Source organism: Agarilytica rhodophyticola (assembly GCF_002157225.2).
GTDB lineage: Bacteria > Pseudomonadota > Gammaproteobacteria > Pseudomonadales > Cellvibrionaceae > Agarilytica > Agarilytica rhodophyticola.
The window spans coordinates 2057091-2077763 of the sequence record NZ_CP020038.1 but is presented as its reverse complement, the minus strand read 5'-3'; the positions used below and the strand labels follow the sequence as shown (position 1 = coordinate 2077763).

The 20673-nt window shown below is 49.9% G+C and carries 10 protein-coding genes; 1 reads left to right on the top strand and 9 read right to left on the bottom strand.

Features of this window, described 5'->3' with window-relative positions:
• The first annotated feature begins 274 nt into the window (after nucleotides 1-274).
• Nucleotides 275-1114, top strand: a complete 840-nt coding sequence (locus BVC89_RS08790) for an AfsR/SARP family transcriptional regulator (RefSeq protein ID WP_086930833.1) — start codon at nucleotides 275-277, stop codon at nucleotides 1112-1114.
• A 441-nt stretch (nucleotides 1115-1555) separates the two neighbouring features.
• Here the strand turns inward: BVC89_RS08790 and BVC89_RS08785 are convergent, their stop codons facing one another.
• From BVC89_RS08785 to BVC89_RS29650, 9 genes are all read right to left on the bottom strand, one after another.
• Nucleotides 1556-2569 carry an IS110 family RNA-guided transposase gene (locus tag BVC89_RS08785; protein WP_086929642.1) on the bottom strand — a complete coding sequence of 338 codons (1014 nt, stop codon included), beginning with the start codon at nucleotides 2567-2569 and terminating at the stop codon, nucleotides 1556-1558.
• Between the two features lie 465 nt (nucleotides 2570-3034).
• Nucleotides 3035-3616 (bottom strand): hypothetical protein, encoded by a 582-nt coding sequence (locus BVC89_RS08780; protein ID WP_086930832.1) that lies wholly within the window; start codon nucleotides 3614-3616, stop codon nucleotides 3035-3037.
• Nucleotides 3617-3626: 10 nt separating this feature from the next.
• Nucleotides 3627-8231, bottom strand: a complete 4605-nt coding sequence (locus BVC89_RS08775) for a phage tail family protein (RefSeq protein ID WP_086930831.1) — start codon at nucleotides 8229-8231, stop codon at nucleotides 3627-3629.
• Nucleotides 8232-8256: 25 nt separating this feature from the next.
• Entirely contained in the window at nucleotides 8257-10953 is a 2697-nt protein-coding gene (locus BVC89_RS08770) for an AAA family ATPase (RefSeq protein ID WP_086930830.1), read from the bottom strand.
• Nucleotides 10954-10979: 26 nt separating this feature from the next.
• Complete coding sequence (locus tag BVC89_RS08765; RefSeq protein ID WP_086930829.1) at nucleotides 10980-13769, bottom strand: hypothetical protein; 2790 nt, start codon at nucleotides 13767-13769, stop codon at nucleotides 10980-10982.
• On the bottom strand, nucleotides 13770-16586 hold the full coding sequence (locus BVC89_RS08760; protein ID WP_086930828.1) for a hypothetical protein: 2817 nt from the start codon (nucleotides 16584-16586) through the stop codon (nucleotides 13770-13772).
• A 58-nt stretch (nucleotides 16587-16644) separates the two neighbouring features.
• Nucleotides 16645-18228, bottom strand: coding sequence for a hypothetical protein (locus BVC89_RS08755; RefSeq protein ID WP_086930827.1), 1584 nt, complete (start codon nucleotides 18226-18228; stop codon nucleotides 16645-16647).
• Nucleotides 18225-19865 carry a helix-hairpin-helix domain-containing protein gene (locus tag BVC89_RS08750; RefSeq protein ID WP_086930826.1) on the bottom strand — a complete coding sequence of 547 codons (1641 nt, stop codon included), beginning with the start codon at nucleotides 19863-19865 and terminating at the stop codon, nucleotides 18225-18227. Before BVC89_RS08750 ends, BVC89_RS08755 begins: the two co-directional genes overlap by 4 nt.
• Nucleotides 19862-20665, bottom strand: a complete 804-nt coding sequence (locus tag BVC89_RS29650; protein WP_158657852.1) for a hypothetical protein — start codon at nucleotides 20663-20665, stop codon at nucleotides 19862-19864. The genes BVC89_RS08750 and BVC89_RS29650 overlap by 4 nt, the downstream gene beginning before the upstream one ends.
• Between the last annotated feature and the right edge of the window lie 8 nt (nucleotides 20666-20673).

Sequence of the window (20673 nt, the reverse complement as noted above, 5' to 3'; positions counted from 1 at the left end):
TGTGACATTTGTTGTAAACTGAAGGTTTTATTATATTCATCCCCCCTAATTAGGGGGTACACGCCAATAACATTCGACATTAGGGTTTACGCTTTCTATTCCAATATTGAAATAAACTTATGGATTTATTTCAATAAAGAAGCTATAAAAAGCATTAGAATGTCTATCAAGAAAGTGTTTTTCAAATAAATAAAAATAAATTGTGAGCTGGCCACAAAACAGAGCCGGTGTTGGAACTGAGACTTATCAAGTGCATCAGTAAAAAGGACGCTATATGGATATTAAGATATTTTTATTTGGCATGATCGAAGTCATGAGTAACAAACAGTTATTGGCTTCATTTCCAACAAAAAAATCTCGTGCAATATTCGTTTTCCTAGCTTTGAGTCGCGGCAAACATTTTCAGCGTGAAGTGCTGGCCAGCGAATTTTGGCAGAAACTCTCTCCCACCAATGCCCGCAAGGCACTCAATACAGATATTTGGCGTTTAAGCCGTTCACTTAAAGGAATAGGGGTAGAGATGGAACAGCTGATTGCCGTAACGGATGAAACCCTTGCTTTTGTACCTTCATCACACTGCTGGGTGGATGTTGAAAACTTTCAACAAGGCTTACAAAAAATCGATGAAATAAACCCCAATAGTGTCAGCAAAAAACAAATAGATGACATCGAAGCTAAACTCGCACTGTATCGCGGTGAACTATTTGAGCAATGCTACGAAGACTGGTGCATGGACTCTCGTGACAGCCTGCGCGAAACCAAACGCGAAGCCCTAGAGCTACTGCTATGGTTTTATATGCGCCACCAACACTGGGCGCGCGCGGTAAAAATTTGCCAAGAACTTTTGGTGCTAGACAATTTATTAGAACATGTATATCGATGTTTACTACTATGCCACTACCGGCTTGGCAACCGCCCGGCAGCTATTCGCGTCTATCGACACTGTTGCAAGGTATTAAAGCGAGAACTATCGATAGAACCCATGCCAGAGACCCAACGGGTTTTCAATGGAATTTTGCAGGGCAAATGTGATAAGTCGATTGAGGGCGATGTTTATATGGGCTGCCCTGTGACGGAATTTGCTGATACTTCTAATGCATTTATAGAAGCTTGAGTTTGACATCAATCTAACTTAATAGAAGTGCGCTAGCTGAATACCATTTATAGCTTTTAAGATTGGGCTTTTTAAAAACCGGAGAGCCTGTAAATAATAATTCTGTGTAACAGCCAGTTTAAATATAGTCTCTCAAGCGATCATCAAACTCAATCATAATTTCATTGGGCAAAAGGCAATGTATGACTCGCCTCAGTCTGTCAACAGTGTTTTTCAATAAATAATTAGGTTGCGTCAATGTATTCGAGTTTTATTGTGAACATGTTATCTTCACGACTCAAAATGAGAATACGCACAACTTCTTCCTATCAAGACCTTCAGTATTTTTCATACTATTGCTTTTTACAGGTTTCAGAAATTGCGGATGACCTTTTTATTCATTGCTAACACTATCGGCAAACCCGGTAGAAAACATATTTTATTTACGAATGATCAGTTACATCATACTGATGGTTGATAACGTTCGTTCTTAGATAAGATCACCCAAAGCGTTCTCACCATCTTATTAGCTAATGCAATCACCACTTTCGACTTAGGCTTTTCCTGTAATAACTTCTCTGACCAACTTAGCCAACGCGTCGGATTTTTATGATGCCACTGCAATACCGAACGCGCTCCATGAATCAAGTAACAACGCAGCAACTTATGACCTCGCTTACCAATGCCTAGCAAGGTACTTTTCCCTCCCGTCGAATATTGTCTGGGTACTAAGCCAATCCATGCCGATAGTTCGCGACCCGATCGAAAGTGTCTCGCATCGCCTACCCAAGCAATTAAACTCGCTGCAGTGATTACTCCAATACCAGGCATACATAATAAACGCTTACCTTGACCACTATTTTTTAACACCTTAGATAAGTCCTTTTCTATTTGGAGGATAACATCATGTAAGTAATCATATTCTTCGATCAAGCGAAGAAGCAAACACCGCATTAATGATGGAAGTGGCGTATCTTCTTGTGATGTGAGATCCATCAGTGCTTGACGTGTACCTCGACCTTTTTTCAAAGCAATACCGTATTCCAGTAAAAATCCATGCGCTTGATTCAATACCGCGGTTCTTTGCTGCACTAATTGATTACGTGTTTTTACCATCGCGCCAATGGCTTGCTGTTCTGGATTACGTATCGTAACAAAGCGCATATTCGGTCTTTGCACGGCCTCACAAATCGCTTCAGCATCCAGAAAATCATTTTTATTGGATTTGAGATACGGCTTAACAAACTGGGCGGGCATCAATTTAGCTTCATGGCCGAATGTTTTGGCTTTGGCTGCCCAGTAATGAGCACCGCCACACGCTTCAAATCCAATCAAACACGGAGGTAACTGATTCAGATACAATAAAAACTTCTCACGTGTTAAACGTTTTTTCTCAACTAAATAGCCTTTGTGATCAACACCATAAACATGAAAACAATGCTTGCCTAAATCCACTCCAAGTACTTTAATGGTCATGATGATTCGCCTCTGTTGGTTTTGTCACCTACCATCCTAAATCAGGTGGGGAGGCGAGTCATCTCAGTAGACCTGACCCCATTATCCGCAACTGGTAATTTTTAGCCTAGAAAAACAATCAATTCTACTACGTAATTGCCTAATTTATAACGACTGACACCGCCGAGGTTCTACTATGGTTTTACATGGGCTTGCTGCGCGGTAAAAATTTGTCAGGAGCTTTTGGTGCTGGACAATTTATTAAAATATCGATGCTTACTTTCATGGCTATTACCTGCTCGTTAATCGCCCTAGTGGGTTTTTACCTAACAAAGGCGATTGGGAGTAACGTTTGTATGGTATGTCCTGTAGAGTAGTTTGATATTACTCCCAACGCATTATTTGAAGCCTGACCTTAACAGAGATGCGCTAGCTGAATACCATTTATAGTTTGTAAGGTTTGGCTTTTTTAAAACTAAAAAAGTATCACACACCACGTTCACGCCACATATGAGCTGTCTTTTCAGCATACTCTCGTAGCTCCTCGGAGCTGTCATGTTTTGATATACTCTCTAGCATTTTCACACCATCGGGCCAACCTCGATACGTTAAAGATGAAATTACTCGACGACGCAAAGCTTCAGTTCCTGTATCGTAATAATTAGAAAGCATTGCCAAAGCATCATTGTTAGGTTCTTCAAATATTACGGCAAGTTCATAGGCTGATTGCATCTTCTCTTCATCACTAATAGCTTCTTTTGCACAGCGAAGAATATTGATGGAAGTTCGCAAGTCCAAGTCGATTCCAATCTGGTTAATAACTCGTTCATAGCCAATATCATCACCAACTATCACCATAAATCTTATGCCTAATAGTCGTTCATTTATATAATGGATCTCCGTGGTGTTATCCGAGGCTACGCGGATTTGGGTAAAACCTGTTACTTGCCCATCACCCTCTTCCTGATGAATAAGTTTCCATCCATTTTGTTCGGAGACACTTACAAAATCTTCGAAGCTAGACGATTCGCAAAATATAAAAACAACTGCATATCGACCATCACTCATTTTAGTCACCTCAGAACCCATATAAATATTTGTTTAATGTATCTTTGATTTGTTTAATTAAATTAGCTTTCGTTGGCTCAATTTCCTGAACATCTTGAAACGCTTTCGAAGAATCGGCCCAGCTTTTAAAATTATTAATTTCTCTATCTAACCGCTTTTTTTCATCACTCTTTATATTTTCCGGTAGCGCAGCATCCTTCCCATAACCTTCAATATAGTTACCTTTTTCATCTTTAGTAAGCGCCTTCTTGGTAACATCTTTTGCGCCCTTTTGTATACTACCACCTTGTATTCCAGCCGTTGGCGCGTTCTCTATATCTTCTATAGTCTTATCATCATTAGATAACGTTTGGCTTAGCATCATAGCATGAACAAGATCTCGGCGATGCTCCATTTTTTTAGACGGATGTGTGGCCTCAAAGTTTAGTAAGCCATAGAGTTCAGCAATCAATTTCCTTTGTTGAGGAGTGCGTTTCAAATCCATACTCGCATTCGCGAACTTTGCTCCCAAGGCATTACCAAGTTCAGTATTTTTCAGTCCAGATTCTGCCAAATCGTCGATTATTTTACCATAAGATCTGCCTGCTTTAGCATTAGAACCAGCATCTATTACAGCTCTTGTCGGGTTATGTATGAACATTTTTGCTGATCCTGAATAAAATCCCTTTGTCCTTATTATTTTTATTTTATCGTCTTCCCCTGTATCAAAGGTACCCGTGTCATATTGGTTTATGACCATCATTGTGCCAGCAGCGCCATGCCGTGGAGCTGCATCAATAACTCCAGGCTGTAGAGTATTTTGCTGTTTAGGGGCATTCTTTTTCGTCTCTTCATGCTCTTCCTGATATTTTCCGGCGACTTCATCAATCGCCCGAAGAATTTCATCCCAAGTAAACACCCAGCCATTGCCCAAATCCAAAACAGGATTAATTTTTCCAATAAATCGTAGTTTTCGCTTCCCTTCAATTTTCAAACTTGATAGTCGATATTTTAACTTCCAGACGAGCAATTTAGCTTTCATGCGTATCCGGGAGGGCTTTTTCGCTAAGAAGCTTTTAATCTTCGGCGGTAGTTCTTTACGAGCACGATCTATGCGCTCTTGCTTTTTCCTCTTCCTAGCCTCCTCCTTCTTATCCACCGCTGTTTTCTTAGGCTTCTTCGAAGCACCACTTTTATCCAGTGTGCGCTTATTATCCGCTTTCCCTCTTTTCGCCATACCACCACGAGCGCTCGCTTTCCCTATCACCTGCTTGCCTTGGCGCTTACCCTTCTTCCTACCCAGTATCTTTTTAGCCAGCGCTTTAATTTTGCCGCCAATTTTCGCGGCGCCTTTTGTCAGTTTGGCAATTAACCAGTTGGCGACAAAGTCGATAACGGCGACGGCGGCGGCGGCCAGGGCGCTGGCGAATTGTGGGCCGGCGTTGCCTTTTTTCACGGCTTTTAAGAAGGCCATAAATTTGTTAAACGCTGTCACTATTTGCTGTACTGTTCCCCAGGCGGCTTGTAGGCCTTCAACAATGGCCATAACGGCACCGGCGGCGGGGACTATCATTGCCACCAGTTTTTCTACAAGAATGCGGGTTAGGGCTGCGGGAATTATGGCTTTGATGCCTTCCCAGGCCATTTTGCCGACTTTGGCGACGGAGAGGCCGCCGCTTTTGATAAGGCCCCATACCATGGTGCCCAGACCAAGCACCTGTTCGAGTTTGCTGTTAAACCATTGCTGCACCGCCGCTTTAAAGGCTTTCCAGAGGTGGTTTTTAATGCCGTCTATTACGGCGGCGCCGAGGTTGCCAATCCATTTAACGGGGCCTGCAGCCACGTCTTTGATAAGTGTCATAAAGGCGCCGAAGGCTTGCGCGGTTTTTTCGGCAAATTTAATGGCACCATCTACCGCTTTTGCATAAGCATCCACTGCGGCGAGCATGCCTTTTTCCAACCAGCCGATCAGTTTATTTAGGCCAGCGGCGAGTAGATCTAGCAGCGCGGATACGCCTTTTTTCAGTTTTTCCGCATATTGATTGACCTTGGCCACCGCCTTATCAATGGTGCTGTTAATAAATTTCCTAAATTTATCGCGCAATGCGGGGAAGGCCGCTAGCAAGCGGTCGCCAATGGCGATGAGTAATTTGCCTACCAGTTGAATGGCGGCAACAATGGCTTTACGCGCCTGTTCGATGGCCCACATGGCGGCTTTTTTGGCCATTTCGATGGCCTTTTTAATCAGCTTGCGTGCGAGATCAAAGGCGGATTTAATCGCCGCTTTAATACGGTCGAAAAAGGCTTTGGCTTTGCTGGCCAACCAACCGAAAAAGCCCTTGCCCTCTTTTTTGCCTTTGCGTTTTTCTGCGGCGGCTTTATCTTCCGCCTTTTTGCGTTCCCGCTCGGCTTCATTGTTACCTTTGCGGATCTCTTGTGTGGCTTTTGTATCGGCGTCTTGTTTTTTCTTTTGAATGTCGTCGCGGCCTTTGGTGATTTCCTTGTCGGCTTCTTTATTGGCCTCGCGAATGGTTTTTTCCTGCTCTTGCGTCCACTCGGTCTTACTCGCCTTAACTTCCCCCTGGGCTTGGCCGCGCGCCTGGGCTTGGTCGGCGCTGCTCTTGGCTTCTAATTCGACAATATCTTTTGCCGATTTGGCCTTTTCATCGGTGACCTTGGTGTTGTACTCGCTTTTCTTCGCGGCTAGGTCGCCTTGTGCAGTATTAGCGGCGGCTTCAATCTCGCCGCCTTTTTCTTTGTTTGCTAGGAAGTTAAGGGTCGCCGGGTCTACCGAGCCTGGAAGGCTACTACCTCCCGCAGCACCTGTTCCTTCAGCTGTTCCTTCACCTCCGCCTCCACCAGAAGGCACTTTAGCGGTGAGCATTTCCGTTGCTACGCTGGGGTATATTTTTGTGTTCTCCCCCATTTCCTGGGCAACATCCTGTCGGCCTTGCTGCTGGTGCTGATTCATGCTGCTTTGCAGCTCGCTGTTTTGCTCTGCTATCCTGGCCGGGCTGGCGTTACCGGCCAGTTCCACCGTCGGTGACGGCCCTGTGCTCATATACAAGCCAGCGTCTTTAGTGGGCAAGCTACCGACGCTGTGGGCCAGTTGCTGCACTTCATCTGCCGATAATTGACCACTGTCTCCCCCTTGTAGCTGGGGGGTCGGCAGGTTTTCTGCCGGTGAAGGCGGCGGCTCGGGCGTTTTGGCAGGCTCAGGGGTCGGATTATCTCGGCCCGCTTCTGCCTGCGCCACTGGCTTGGCCGCATTGTCATCGGCTTTTGCCGCAGTGCTAGCCTTGCCATATAAATTTATGGGCGATCCGGTAGGGCGTTGCTGTGCAGGCGGCTTGGCTTTTAGCTCGTCGCGCTCAGTTTTGGCTTCGTTGTTAATAGAAGAGGCAAGCCCTCCGAGCGACTGATGCATTTGCACAGGCGGCAGAGCACTGGCGGTTGCCAGCGCCGCCACTGGTTTTTGTGCTGACACATCGGGCACTTCTGGCTGGGGCTTGTCTGCAATAGCACTGCCGCCACCACCGCCACCGCTGATGCCCGCACCTGTGCCAATATTTTCGGCAAGGCTATCAAAGGCGACCTGTTGCTCTGCGGCCGATAAGTTTTGTGATCCAAAACCTTCAAGGGCGCCGCCACCTAGCGCCGGTTCGTCGCCGCTAAAGCCATCGGCACTGCTCACGTCTTCGCTTTGGAGATCTGGCGCTGGGGTATTGCTATTATCCGCATCGGGAAGCTTAGTTGGTGATGCCGGTGCTTGCGGTGCAGGTGATAGTGTTTGGCTGTTATCTGCAGCTGACGACTGCTCGCCTAAATCTCCGGTCTCTTTGGGCACCATATAATCCATCGCAACATCGCCGGGATCTGCTTGGTCAGCCGCCGCCCGCTCGGGGTCTGCCTTGGCGAGCCTTTCTTCCAGTTCCGCCGCGCCTTCCTCTTCATTGCTGCCTTGGATATCGCCAGTCTCTACATTGGGCGCGCCGCCACCGCCCTCCTCAACTTTAGGCATGCCGCCAATAGCACTTCCCATAACACCGGCGCCAGCGGCACTGCCGAGAGCACCGGCTGTTGTTTTAGCTATATTCCCAGATCCAACACTTGGCTTGGTGGGGACGGAAGTTTTGGTTTTATTATTGGCTTGGTTGGTAGCCTGTTTGGCTTGCGCCTGCTCGATCTTTTCATCTTTTTGTTTTTCTTGCTGCTGCTTCTGTGAGGCTTTTATAGCCGTGTCTTCTTTAGCCGTATCTTCGGCTTTAGCTTTTTCCTCCTCTAGATTGACGAGTGGCATGTCATCTGCCCACTCTTCTGCTGGGTTATTGCCCCCGTTATTACCCCTGCTGTTGCGCGCTAGCATTCGCCCTAGACGGGCGTTGCCGGTTACCCGTTGTAAAGCACCGCTAACTTTAGCGCGGACACCTGAAGCAGTGCGGCTTGCCACCAGTTGAGCGCCACGTTCTGTCGCCGCTTCGCCACGGGGTGGCGGCAGTTGTGACGTGCTTTCTTTACCGGCAAAAGTACCGGCCAGCACCTGAGCTTCACGGCGCTGGGCCGCGAGATCTTGGCCTTGGGTGTGCTGTACACGCGGCTTAGTTGAAAGTTCTGCCTTTTGCTTGCTTTGCGCCACTGGGCACCTCAGTCATTGTCTTGAGTTACAGAATTTCGTTTTCAATCCAGGTATAAAATGGCAGGCCAAAATCCCCCTTCGTCAGGGCGGTGCCCTGTTTTTGCTGTTCACGTGCAATGCCCAAAACTAAATGACGCAATTCAATCTGGCGGCTATTGTCAGACAGGGCGCGGAAGGCGGCATCGAGCACGGCGTTCTTAATATTGCCGCCGACCAAATTAAACTGCTCGGCGAGCTGGCGCAGGGTGTCATCGTCGGGGCGCGATACCCCTTCTGGAAACATGCCTTGCCAAATACGCAGACGGGCTTCGGTATCAGGCTTGGGAAAGTCGGCAATCACATGGATGCGGCGTAAAAAAGCGGGGTCCAGGTTCTGGCGGAAATTGGTGGTAAGAATGACAACACCGGCAAACTCTTCCACCCGCTGGAGAAGATAATTCACTTCAATATTGGCCCATCGATCACGGGCGTCTTTGACTTCTCCCCGTTTACCGAAGAGCGCTTCGCCTTCATCAAAAAACAAAATGGCGTTGGCGTCTTCTGCCTCGGTAAAAACTTTCGATAGGTTTTTTTCGGTCTCGCCCACGTACTTGCTGACAACGGCAGAAAGATCCACCTTGTACAATTGCATACCGTATTCACGACCGAGTAACTCTGCCGCCATGGTTTTGCCGGTGCCCGAAGCGCCGGTAAATAGTGCAATAAGCCCCCGTCCTAAACTCAAACGGGCTTCAAAGCCCATGCCGGTAAACACCTGGCTGCGAAAGCGAATGCGATTGCGCAGCTCATCTAATTGGCGCTTATTCACCTCGGGAAGAATCAAATCATCGAAACTCAGTTCGGTGCGCGGCTCAATCAATTGAGCAAAAGCCACCAAGCTGCGGCTGCTTTGCCGGCGACATCCCTCGTAGAGATCATCTAGGGTGACTCTTTGTGCCTTAGCCTGTGTCTTAGCCTCTGCCTTAACCTTTGAATCAGGATCTCGCGCCAGTGCTTCTGATTTGGCGGTGGCGATGGCATCGGCAATCTGACCGTGGGTCAGCTGAAAGCCGTTAGCCAGAACTGAACTTAGCTGTGCAATATCGAGATCAGTATTAAGGCTGAGATGAGCAAGTTGTTGCTGCCAACTGCGGCAACGCAGGGCATAGCCAGGCAGCGTAAAATCCATACGAACAAAACGCCGTTGATAAAAAGTACCGGCCGGATCCCAAGCTTGGGTGCTATCGAATATAACCAAGCCATCGTGCGCCTGCATTGCCTCCACCAGGTGGTGCCAATGCCCCATTCCCTGCTCCTGATCGAATAGGCACTCGCACTGACGCCAATACATCAGGGCATTACCCAAACGCGCCTCGCGACAAAGTAAAGTGACCAATAGAGGCCACTCATCCTGTGTGCTAATCGCCTGCATCAGCTGGGAGGCATCAATAATGACTATGTCCTGACCAAGGGAATTAGCCAGGCAATGGGCGGCTTCTTCCTTGCCGCTGCCATAGGGGCCGCGAAAAAATAATACCGGTGCAGATAGCGCCGGCTCGGCCATGGAGGGCACAAGCTTTTGCAGTTTATCGGCCACTTCCGGTGCTACAATCAGATCCTGCCAAGATGTTTGGTGGGATTGTTCTGTGACTGCTGCTGCTTTACTGCCTGCCTTATTAGCTCCTGTTTTATTACTTCCTCCCCTTTTAACTCCTCCCCTTTTAACTACAGAAGCAATACGACTATCAAGCTGATCACCACCGAGCAAGTAATCGATAATACGGTCATCAACGCGAAATGTTCTTAACGCGGGGGATTCGGCACTGCGGGCATCACCACTGGCCAGCAATAGATGCTGTTGCAGCAATGTCCCTCCTGGGCCAAGAGCACGGCGTACCTCACCCAACTGCTGTGACAAAGGCGACACACATTGCAACAGCAATTCCATAGTAGGACGGGCCTGGGAGGCATCGTCCAATAAGAAGCCAAACAGGCGACGATAGCGGGCATCCATGTCCGGGAATAAACAAAGTAATAACAAGGCCTGTTCAAGCATGCTGAGTTGGAAGCACTGGCACAGCTTTAATAAACGCAATTCAGATACGGGCGATAGGTATTCACGTTCATTTAATTCAGTGGCAATAGCGGCTGCGTTTTGCCAATAGGGTTGTAGTTTTTGCTGCAATACTTTCGGTGTGTGTCCAGGAGCGGAAAACGGGCGGGACAAGATGCTCTCCACTTCTTGTTCTGTGACTAAGACCATGCCCCACATTTCTTCCGGTTTATTGGCGGCAATGGTTTCACGCCAACGCAAGGTTTGCGCGCGCAGCAGTTGTTCCACCCAATGTAGCGCAAAATTTAAATGCTGTTCGCTACTAGTAAAGGGCAATGCCCTAGCGTCATCATTGTGCGGGGTTTGGGGTGGCCGGGTTTGGCTTGGTGTCGTTGTATTATTGGCAGAAGCTACTTCTGTTGGAATAGCAAGTGGTGGCTCGTCTGGCTCATTGACATGCTCAATAGGCTGGGAAATTAAGTCTGCCGTTGAACTTGTATTTACACTTATAGTGGCGCTTTCAGCTACGCCAGTAGTTGTATCAGTAACTACCTCTTGATCCAGCTCGCCGAAAATATCGTCCATCGCTACCATTTCATCAGGCAGTACTTCTGTTGCGTCGTCTATTGCGCTATCTATTTGGCTATCTGCCTCGTTGTCCATATTGTGACGTTTATTAAACCACGACATGCTTTACCCTCAGCTTGATCTCCCTGTTATGCGCGGATGTTAAATGTGACATCACGCTGCTCTAACCAGAGTGTTTTTTCCAGTGGATTGAGATAGCCAGACATTTCCAGCACCACATCCAGTGGGGCTGGCGCCAAGCTAACGTCGATATGTTGCCGTGTGGAACACAAGGCACCTTGACGTCGAATTAAATTTTCCAGTAAGTATGCAGTACTGCTATTGGCGAAACGTGGCAGCCAATACGACCAGGCACGCAGCAAGGCGATAGCCACCAAATTCAGTGAGAGGTCGCTATCTGCGGCTTCCAGTTGGCAGTGGCAAAGTGCCTCTAGGGCAGCCAAAAGAGCCTGCCGATTGCGCTCTAGCTCGGCGGCTATATTGTCATCCATATCATCAGACTCGATTAGCACACAGCGCTGGGGATCTGGCCCGTAGATACTGTTGATGGTGTCTATTAGGGTTTTTACCTCGACGCCCTCTGCCTCGCACCAATAAAACCAACAGTGCTCTTCGCCTATTACCCAGCGACTGTTGTTGGCAATGGTTATGCGATGGACGTAAACGCGCCTGCCCGTCAGCACTCGCTGTCCTGCCAGGGTGCGCCACAATTCCATTAACATCTCTAGCAATAGCACCTGGCGATTTGCCAAAGCCTGCCAAAGCACCTGCCACGCGTGCCAATCCATATTAGCGACAGGCCCGAGCATGCTCGCCAGTGCCGGTTCTATGCGCTGTTTTTCCAGTGCGGCTGGGCCGGCTAAACGTAGCATCAGGGGAATAAGCAGGGTATAAAATGCCTGCTTACAGCCCAGTTGTTCGCCAAAACTTAAGTCCAGTTTTTGCGCTGCTGCCGGCAGGCGAATATCGGCCATGGTGCGGAGGAGCAGGAAGGTTCCGGCACAGGCACTTTCTAACATCTGGCCACTGCGGGTTTGCTGAAACAGCGCCGCAAGTACAGGCTCTGCTTCATCTTCAAAATGGGTTAGCAATTGTTGCGCATGATTGTGGCTAGCCTGACCGCCGCTGGCGACTGCCACCTCCCCTATGGTTTCTACAACACCTAGTGCCAGGGAATCGCCGCACCATTGGGATGATTGAGCAATAAGCTCGGCATAAATGTTGTCTTTGTTTTCCGCAGCGGAATGTGTGAAGTTTGTGGCTGTTTTAAGCACCTGCCTTAAATCATTGAGAAGCCGCTGTTGTTTTTCCTCTGAGTGAGGGGATTGGCCAGGTAAATGATTGAGATACTCTGTTGCGACGTTAACAAGATGATTGTCACCCGCCCCAACGGCCAGAGAGGCAATCTCATCCACCACACGCATAGCAAAGGTATCCTCCTGCCAGCGCGGAAAATCCTTTACTAGTCTGGCGTACAGGGTGATTTTTAGGGTTGCAGCATCAACAGAGGAGCAAATGTTAGCGTCGATAACCTTGGACAGGTCTTGAAAGAGTTGCCGTTGTTTGGCCGTTGTACGAATAGGGTGCTGGTTGCTCTCCGCAATTGTCTGTGTCGCTTGCGATCTAGCCTGAGCGCTACTTTGCATACGCACAAGTAAACTGTCGATATCCAGCCAGTCAAAGTTTTTTAGCAGGGCCTTTAGCCCGTCGTTTTGTTCACTTTGTGCGCCTAGAATCTGGGGATTTACTTGCCTCAAATACCCCTGTTCTCGCAACTGATCGACAATATCCTCCATATAGTGGGTTAGGGATTCTCGATCCCGCCAATCCAGAGGATAGCGTGCGTCAAAACGTTCGCTGAAAAAGCTTAACGATGGTGGCACTGATTGCCATAAATCCAGAGCGCTTATCAACTCAAAGCCCAAGCTAAATAAGGTGTGATCCTTGTCGTTAGATACAGCTAATTCAACTGGCACTTGCAACTTAGCTTGTTGATTCCCGCTCAGCGTTTGGGCGTCACCCAGCGCACTTTGTGTGGCAATAAGACTTGGCCTTATCTCATTAATGACCTTGGCGAGTGCCGCGCTAAGGATCTGTAAATCCACAGCTGCGTTAAATCCAGCCTTGTGCAACCACTGCTGCAGTTGTTCTGGTGCGATGGAAGGTTCGGCAATGGCCTTGGCGAGCACCTTTGACGATGATAGGCAGCGACAAAGCTGTGCAAAGTCGTTGGCTGACAACTTGAGGGCTTGACGCAGCTGGTGATCCGCCAACCAATGATGCTCGAAGTGATGGCCCAGGCTCTGCACCGCGCCGCGCTGCAACTCGGTTGTGCCAAAGCCCAAATGCCAGAGCAAAGTGCGCTGCCAGGGCTGCAAGTTTTGAAAAAGAGCATTGAGCAACTGCTGATGTGCAAGTTCACTAATCACAGCAGTTAAACAGTTGCGATTGTCGATTAGAACCCGATAGAGCGCGTCGCTTTTACTGTAGTGAGCGAGGTGATTAAAAGCACCAAAATACCAACGCTGCCATGCTTGGCCGTCGAGATAGTCTTGAATAAATCGCGCCACAAACTCAGCTTGATCACGAAACACCATAAGGTCTTCAGTGCTGTTGTCCCTCGCCGAAATCTTACGCACCAGCGCCCCGGCAATGCCCTCGCCCCACTTGTTCGCCAGTTGCAGATCATTATCGTTGCTGGCCTCACTTATAACACTGCGGTGTTTGAGCTGACGAATCACATAGACTTTATCGTCATGGTCAAAAGCCTGGGCAAGAGCCTTATCGACGGCCTTTGCCAACTCACTTGCCGCAACCCGCTGCAGGCGCATACTTAAGGCGCCAGCACTAGAATCATTTCCGGTGAGATGATCAAAGCGCAGAAAACGGCAGTGCAGATGCCCGATACGGCCGTTCATTTAACTGTCCCCACAAACAGCTGACTTGAGCACAGGATAGGTGGGCGACGTCGGGTTACTACCATTGACTACAGTGCCAAAACTGCTTGCCAATTGCGTACTGGAATTTAAAAACTCAGCCACTGAAATCTGGCCATTCTTGTTATCCACGTCTGTAAGCAGTTGGCCCACTAGCGTATCGAGGGAAACATCATCCTGGGCATTTAGCGACGGCTCCACCACATCGACCCAGTGGTCTGGATTACTCAACAGGTACTCGCCCAAATCTGGCCCCACCAACTCACTGTCAAACAGGGAGGCGACCAAGGCTCTGCGCGCCTCTTCATCGGTATAAACCGGAGTCAGAGTGTTATCGATTAAATCTGGATCATCAGCCAAAACCCGCCCAGTGGTTTGCGGACCTTGTGCATGGTTTAACACCTGGGTAACCAGGGCTGAACGCGGGGCATTTAGCGCCATCACTGGAGCTAAGGTTTGCACTAGCCAAGCAGGTTCATTGGCCAACTGATCCCCCGCTGTTTGACGCCCTTCGGGTGTCATCATGATCGCGTTGGTCAGCAGTTCTCTGGCTGCATCATCGGCGATAACGGGGGCGATAAGTGGCGCTATACGATCGCTGTTGGCGACCAAGTTATCACCTATCTCAGGCAGGGCCGAGGTATTGGCCATGGTACTCTCTACCACCACTATTCGTGCTGAATCCTCTGCAAGCAAATGATTCAGCACTGCCGGCAAGACCGCAGGCTGATTGATAAGGCCATCGGCAACCACCGTGGCGCCGGATGCACTGGTAACAATCTGTTGGGTAAATTCGGGCAGCCGATCAGCGTAAGTGGGATCGCTCAGTAAATCGGCAAATACTATCAGTTCGCTTGACCCCACTGGCATGGCATTGAGCAACGCCGCTGGGCCACCTTGCTGCGACAAAAAGAACTGGGCTAACTCTTCGCGCGCACTGTCATCTGACATTACCGGCGCCAGTGTGGCTGCTATATGATTTGGATTGTCACGCAGATAATTGCCAGTTGCGGCGCGACCACTAGCACTGGACAGCAGTGATGCAGCAATGGATGCTTGCCCCGAGCTACTGCCTTGTAAAATACTCAATACGCCGTTAATCCAGCCTGGGTAATTGCTCTGAGCAAGGTTAATAAACGCACTTAGGTTGGACGAACCTTCGGGCATGGTCGCTAGCGTGGCGTCACGCCCTGCAGTAGTGGCAGAGAGCGCGCTGGCAAAGGCCGGTAGGCGGTCTTCAAAGGTGACTTCTGTTAGCAGATTGACAAATTGGCTAAGAGAGGTGGATGCAGTGCTGAGCTGATTCATCACCCCGCGACGTCCAGAGTCCGATGCCAGTAACTTCTCACAAAAACGGTTGAGACGGTCGCTGTCCTGTAGCAGAAAATCCACCGCCGACTGCTGTCCGGCATCACTGTCGATATCCAGTTCACCGCCACCAAACTGACTCTTGTAGAATTCAGGAAGCTGGGTATTGGCACCGCCGACACCACTTGAGAAGGTGCCGAGTAAGAAGTTGCGTGCCTCGGCTTGCAGACGCTGCTTGGCCACGGCGACATCGCGGGTAACATCACCTTTGACCACGAGATCACCGTGCACTGTGACCGCACCCTGATCACCACTGTTGTCCACCGTCAAGATAGGCATAAATGCCTCATCATCGGGAGACCAGGAGCCAATGACAACCTGACTAGCGTCACCTGCCTGCACGCCCATTTCAATGCGCAATTGATCAACCGGCTCCACCTCGCCGCTGTTATTATCACTGGCGCGCCGACTGCGGTAGCGATAGATGCGCCAAGGCTGTGGAACCGCGTCGTCTTCTGCTAAGGGGTCGGCATCGCAGAGATCGTCTCCTGTACTCTGCTTAGCAAAACGCTGCAATGGCGACTGACGCGCCGATGGGGAACTGTTTTCTAACGGTAAGTCATTAATATCCGTGGTATTACGGGTGTAGAAGTTGAGCCCTCCGTCCAGCATCAGTTCGCCATGAATACGTGTGCTACCAAAAATATCCATTTCTCCGGGGCCGAGAATACGCAGGTGCTCTTGCAATTCATTATTGTGACGTAGCGCTACGCTAAAGCGCCCTGTCTGTTGCTGCTGAACCACTTGGCCATCGTCTGACTGCTTGCGCACCAGCGTATCGCCCACCATCACTAGCGCGCCGCGCGATGGCGCTACAACGGCATCGCCAATCACACCGGCTGCGGGTCTCCCCACCTGATCAACACTGTAAACTGGCGCCGTCGGATCACTGCGATCGCGCACAATGCGCCCCAGAAACACCGGCCAGCGATGGGCAGGGTCATCCGATGGCCGTCGGTGGGCAGCAGATTCGACGCCAGCATCCAATACCGCTTTTGGCTGGCGTGGATCAGGATAGCTAGGATCGGGGACTTCTAAGCGGATGGCTGGGAGTTCTTGCCAGCGATTAAATGCATTAGTGTTGCCACTGCAGCGATGAGCACTTGTGCCCTGCTTTGCTCCGACCAGGTTGTAGAGTAACCAGACATCCAGTTGATCACTGTCTTTGGCTTCGAACTCACTTAATGCTAAGGCTTGTCGCTCTGGCAGTATCAACTCGCGGCCAAAACCGTCCACTGCCATGCCTGGCTGAACAAAGATAGCGCCCTCTTCCACTTGCATTTGCAGTCCGTAAACCACGCCCCAAATATGATGGCCAATATTGTGGCGCCGGCGCATATCAATGTGATAAGCCTGTTCGGTATCGAAATCCTCCGTGCGTAAAAACTGCTGAGGAAAATAGTGCACTCGGGCGATTGGGTCATTGCTCATGCGTTCAGCTCCTGTGCTGTCAAATACTGGGCCTTTCAAACACTAGGCCTGTCAAATATTAGGGCGCTAAAATAGTTACCACGCGGCTTGAGGATTGCTCCAGCACTGACTGCGAGCCACCTACGGTATTAACGCGTGCAATAAAGGTGTAAATACCCGGTACCGCCAAAGGAAATGCTGCATCGAGATAAGTACTGGCGTTAACCGGTGGCAGTGGATTATTGGGCGGAGGTTCCATCAAATTGCGATGAATGATGCTTTGCTGCTGGTCACGCACTTCAAATTCCACGCTGGCAATTTGAACCGCGCGTGCGCGGCTACCGACGTTATTGTTGGTAATGGTAATTCTCGCCCCCAGCAGTGCTTGCTGAGTGGCCTCGTCTTGAAAGGTGGGCGTGACCTCGATATCCAATTTGTAGAAGGCTTCAACCTCACTGCCGGCCAGCGTAAGTCCTTTGGTGTAGCGCGAGAGTAATTCATCGCGGAAGCGACTATTGTCCATATCAGCGGGTATCGGCCCTTGAGTCAGCTGGCCTTTCACCACCAAACCACCATTAACAATAACGCTACCATCTGCTCTGGCGCTCAATAAATCACTAAATACCTCACCCCCCAATTCTGTGAAACCGATGTTCCATTCCTTGCGACTGGGGTCACCCTCTTCTCCAGGGTTTGCAATTTCAATGCGTAATTGATCAACACCCTTACTCGTGGTGCGGTAGCTATACCAGGGCTTGGCTGAGGAAGGTTCATCAAGGCTGGCAAAGGCAACGCCAGTAGGCATATCTGGGTTTTCCAGCGCCGACCCCAGCGTGCCAATATCACCGTCGGCGCTTAAGCCTGACACCCCCGCGCGCTTGACATTGACCTTGCCGAAGAACTCCGTGTTGCCGCTGCGATCGAGACTCAGTCGATCCTGGGGTTTACCCCCTTTGTTTGCAAGGTTGACGGCAAAACGTGTGTCGCCAGCAGATTCTTCATTGCTGACGCGCATCCACGGCGGCTCATTGCTGTTGGCCCAGGGTGCGAGCACCTGTGCGCTTACCACATGGGCATAGCGCAGCTTAGCGGGAATTTGCACAATCTGAGCACCTTCTGAAGACATAATTATCTGCACACGCCCGAGGTAAACCGGCCACTCATCCCCTTCGTCCGGGTCATCCACCGCAATCAGACCCGCTGGCTGATTGGGGTTCACTGCATCGCTCAAGCTTCCACATTCCAGTCGCACCCACGCCTGTTCCTGATCTTGTGACTGAGAGGCACGTAACTGAGAGGCATGTGACTGACGGGCACGTGACGGACAGCTTGAGGCTTCACTGGCTTGTTCAAGGTGGTAGCTGAGGTAGATATCTAGAGCAATAGCGTTAATCTCACTCACCATTGCTTCGATAACCGAACGACGGATAATTAGCGCCTGTGATACAACAAGCTCACGTCCGTAGACGTCTACTGCATAACCTGGGGCAATACTAAGGTTACCGAGTCGATCCACATCAACGCCTAAACCATCGACAATTCCCCAGCCATGATGGGCAAGATTATGACGCCTGCGCATTTGCAGACGATATGCCTGCTCGTCACACAGATCCGCAGACTGCAGGAGTTCGCGCTCGCTATACTTGACACGTTGTCTACTCATGATGCATCCGATGCCCGTTTCGCTGAGAGCTTACGCGCCTGTTCTCGCCAGTTATCGAGTTCACTATTGCCCACCCGAGGGATCAAACGACGTAGGTCTTCTGTCTGGCATTCTGCCAGTTTGGCGTAAGTACGAATGCCCGCTTGCATGAGCTTATGAGCACGTTCATCACCGATACCATTGATGGTAGTTAGTGGGTCAACCTGCTCCTGATCTGCATCAGCTCTTGCTAACAAATCAGCATCAGGTTCTACTGAGTAAACACTGACACCCCCCGTTCTCGGCCAGTTAAAGGACAACACACGATCTCCGAGCACTGCATCGTTGACCACAGAAATTTGTATGTGCGTCGACAAGCCCAGGTTAATCATGAGTTGAGGTTCAGCTTCCAAATCCAGTTGGTATTGCAGATCTTGGACACGCGAGGGAATCGAAATCAGGTTGTACTGCGCCTCTAGCCCCAAATCTTTCACCTGAGCATTAACCCAATCTGCCGGTTCAAACACGAACTGGCCGAGATTAAATTGGTTGTATTCAGCGGGAAACTTGTCAAGGCGTAAATCTCGCCGGTGAGCCAGAGAAGTATCAATATAGGCAATTTCGCAGCGATTATTTGAGGCACGACTTTGGCGCAACCAGACCCGCCCTACCGGCACACCTGATGCAGGGCCACTGACAGAGCTATTAGCGGGACAACCTCCAGCAAGGTGTGCCAGGCGTGCATCTACCATCAGCCAGAACAGAATACGTGTAATGTCTCTCTCTAGTTGATTATCGACACTCAATTGAGCGATCGCATCTGGCAAAAAGCAGGCATGATAAATACCTTCACGTTCGATCCAGTCCAATAACCAGCAGCGAATAACAGAGAGGTTTTGCGCCAAGTTTTGGCCCAACAGACCGCCGAAGCGCTCAATGTAAGCATCCACGACACTGCGTGACTTGGCATAATAAAGACGTTCCCAATCACTCAGTTGTCGAATATCCGGTTGCGCCGAGGTTTTAGCGTAGCGCCATTCCACCGTCACAGTCTCGTTTACGCGGCTGTATTCACAAGCATCATGCTCGGCGCAAGTACCACGCCCTAACGCAGGCAGAGCTTGGGCAGGCTCTTCTTGGTAGTGAATAAAAACATCCACTGCCACCAACTCGCCATCAGAAAGCGCCAGCCCTAAAAACTCTGCATGCTCATCTTCAGGAGGCACGACAATATCGGCACATCGACCCTGACTTGGCTGGCATACGTCCGACAAGTCGAATTCATAGGGCGCACAGACCAGCAGATCATTACCACTGCTATCTACGGCGTATCCCGGGTGTAAAGTCAGCGTGGTACTTGTCGCTCCTTTTTGCTTTATATCGGGGTGTTGTGCATCGGCGCACTGTAGATGAAGACCGCAAGCGATACCCCAGCCAGCGTCAAAGCGACCCAATTTAAATTTCGACTGCGCCCAGGATAGCAAGGCATTTAAGTCGTTCTCGCCAAGCAATTGGCCAGCAAAAAATTTCGGCCTCTGCAAGCAATCGAGGCCACACTTGTCCTGGTGGGCACTTTTGGCCCTGTCGCTTTGTGATGCAAGGCCTAACTCACTGCGTGAATGCGAGGTATTGGTTGATATATAAAGCTTGGCTGTCATTTGTCTTGCCCTCGTCGTTGACTGTGAACTACGCTGAACCAGCTGTGGAAAATGCCTCCGGGTGATCCGTTGCCAGATGGCAAACGCCCGGCGAGGTGTTCACCGTCTACGGGCAGGTCGTGGCAATCCAATATGAAATCGCATTTGAGTGTGATGTAGACAATCGAACCTACGATGTTAGAGCGGTGACGGGGGCTGATATAATCAGGGTGCAGGTTATAAACCGCTGTGCAGCCATCATCCATCAAATAGGGATCGTCTTGGCTAGCACTGGGCAGAAATTCAAGCACTTTTTGTACACCACCATACTGCACTTGGAAGGTATAAGGGTTAATCCCCGCCCCCATATCACCAGCGTCCATAATGCGACGATTGAATCGGATCTTCAGTCCACCATCCATGTAGCGATGCAGTTGACGCAGCGTTACCTCACCACCGTGCGGCCAGTTAATGCCCATAATATGAGTGAGATAATGAGAGGGGGTTGGCAGACGGCGGCGTCCACGCAGATCGATTTCAAACCCTGGCTCTCCGGCTTTTCGATGTCGCTTACGAACAAGCAGCGCTAGAGGTACACAGCCGTGACACGGGCAGTCAGCATCGAGACATGTCCCGCCAGGACCTGGCAAAGGTTGATCGCAGTCGTCCACAAAAGGCACATTCCAGCCTCCGCCCGGTGCTCGCCAACAATCCTCACGCATATCAGAAAGACGGTGAACTTCTAGCGTGCCCACTTCACGAATGCGATTGGCCTCCATTCGGCTGCTATCACATTGTCCCTCGGCATAGAGTGCCGGCACCGTTTCGA

Bases quoted from the DNA above. Each gene is read 5' to 3' on its own strand.
- BVC89_RS08790 (WP_086930833.1), top strand. From the start codon at position 275: ATGGATATTAAGATATTTTTATTTGGCATGATCGAAGTCATGAGTAAC.
- BVC89_RS08785 (WP_086929642.1), bottom strand. From the start codon at position 2,569: ATGACCATTAAAGTACTTGGAGTGGATTTAGGCAAGCATTGTTTTCAT.
- BVC89_RS08780 (WP_086930832.1), bottom strand. From the start codon at position 3,616: ATGAGTGATGGTCGATATGCAGTTGTTTTTATATTTTGCGAATCGTCT.
- BVC89_RS08770 (WP_086930830.1), bottom strand. From the start codon at position 10,953: ATGTCGTGGTTTAATAAACGTCACAATATGGACAACGAGGCAGATAGC.
- BVC89_RS08765 (WP_086930829.1), bottom strand. From the start codon at position 13,769: ATGAACGGCCGTATCGGGCATCTGCACTGCCGTTTTCTGCGCTTTGAT.
- BVC89_RS08760 (WP_086930828.1), bottom strand. From the start codon at position 16,586: ATGAGCAATGACCCAATCGCCCGAGTGCACTATTTTCCTCAGCAGTTT.
- BVC89_RS08755 (WP_086930827.1), bottom strand. From the start codon at position 18,228: ATGAGTAGACAACGTGTCAAGTATAGCGAGCGCGAACTCCTGCAGTCT.
- BVC89_RS08750 (WP_086930826.1), bottom strand. From the start codon at position 19,865: ATGACAGCCAAGCTTTATATATCAACCAATACCTCGCATTCACGCAGT.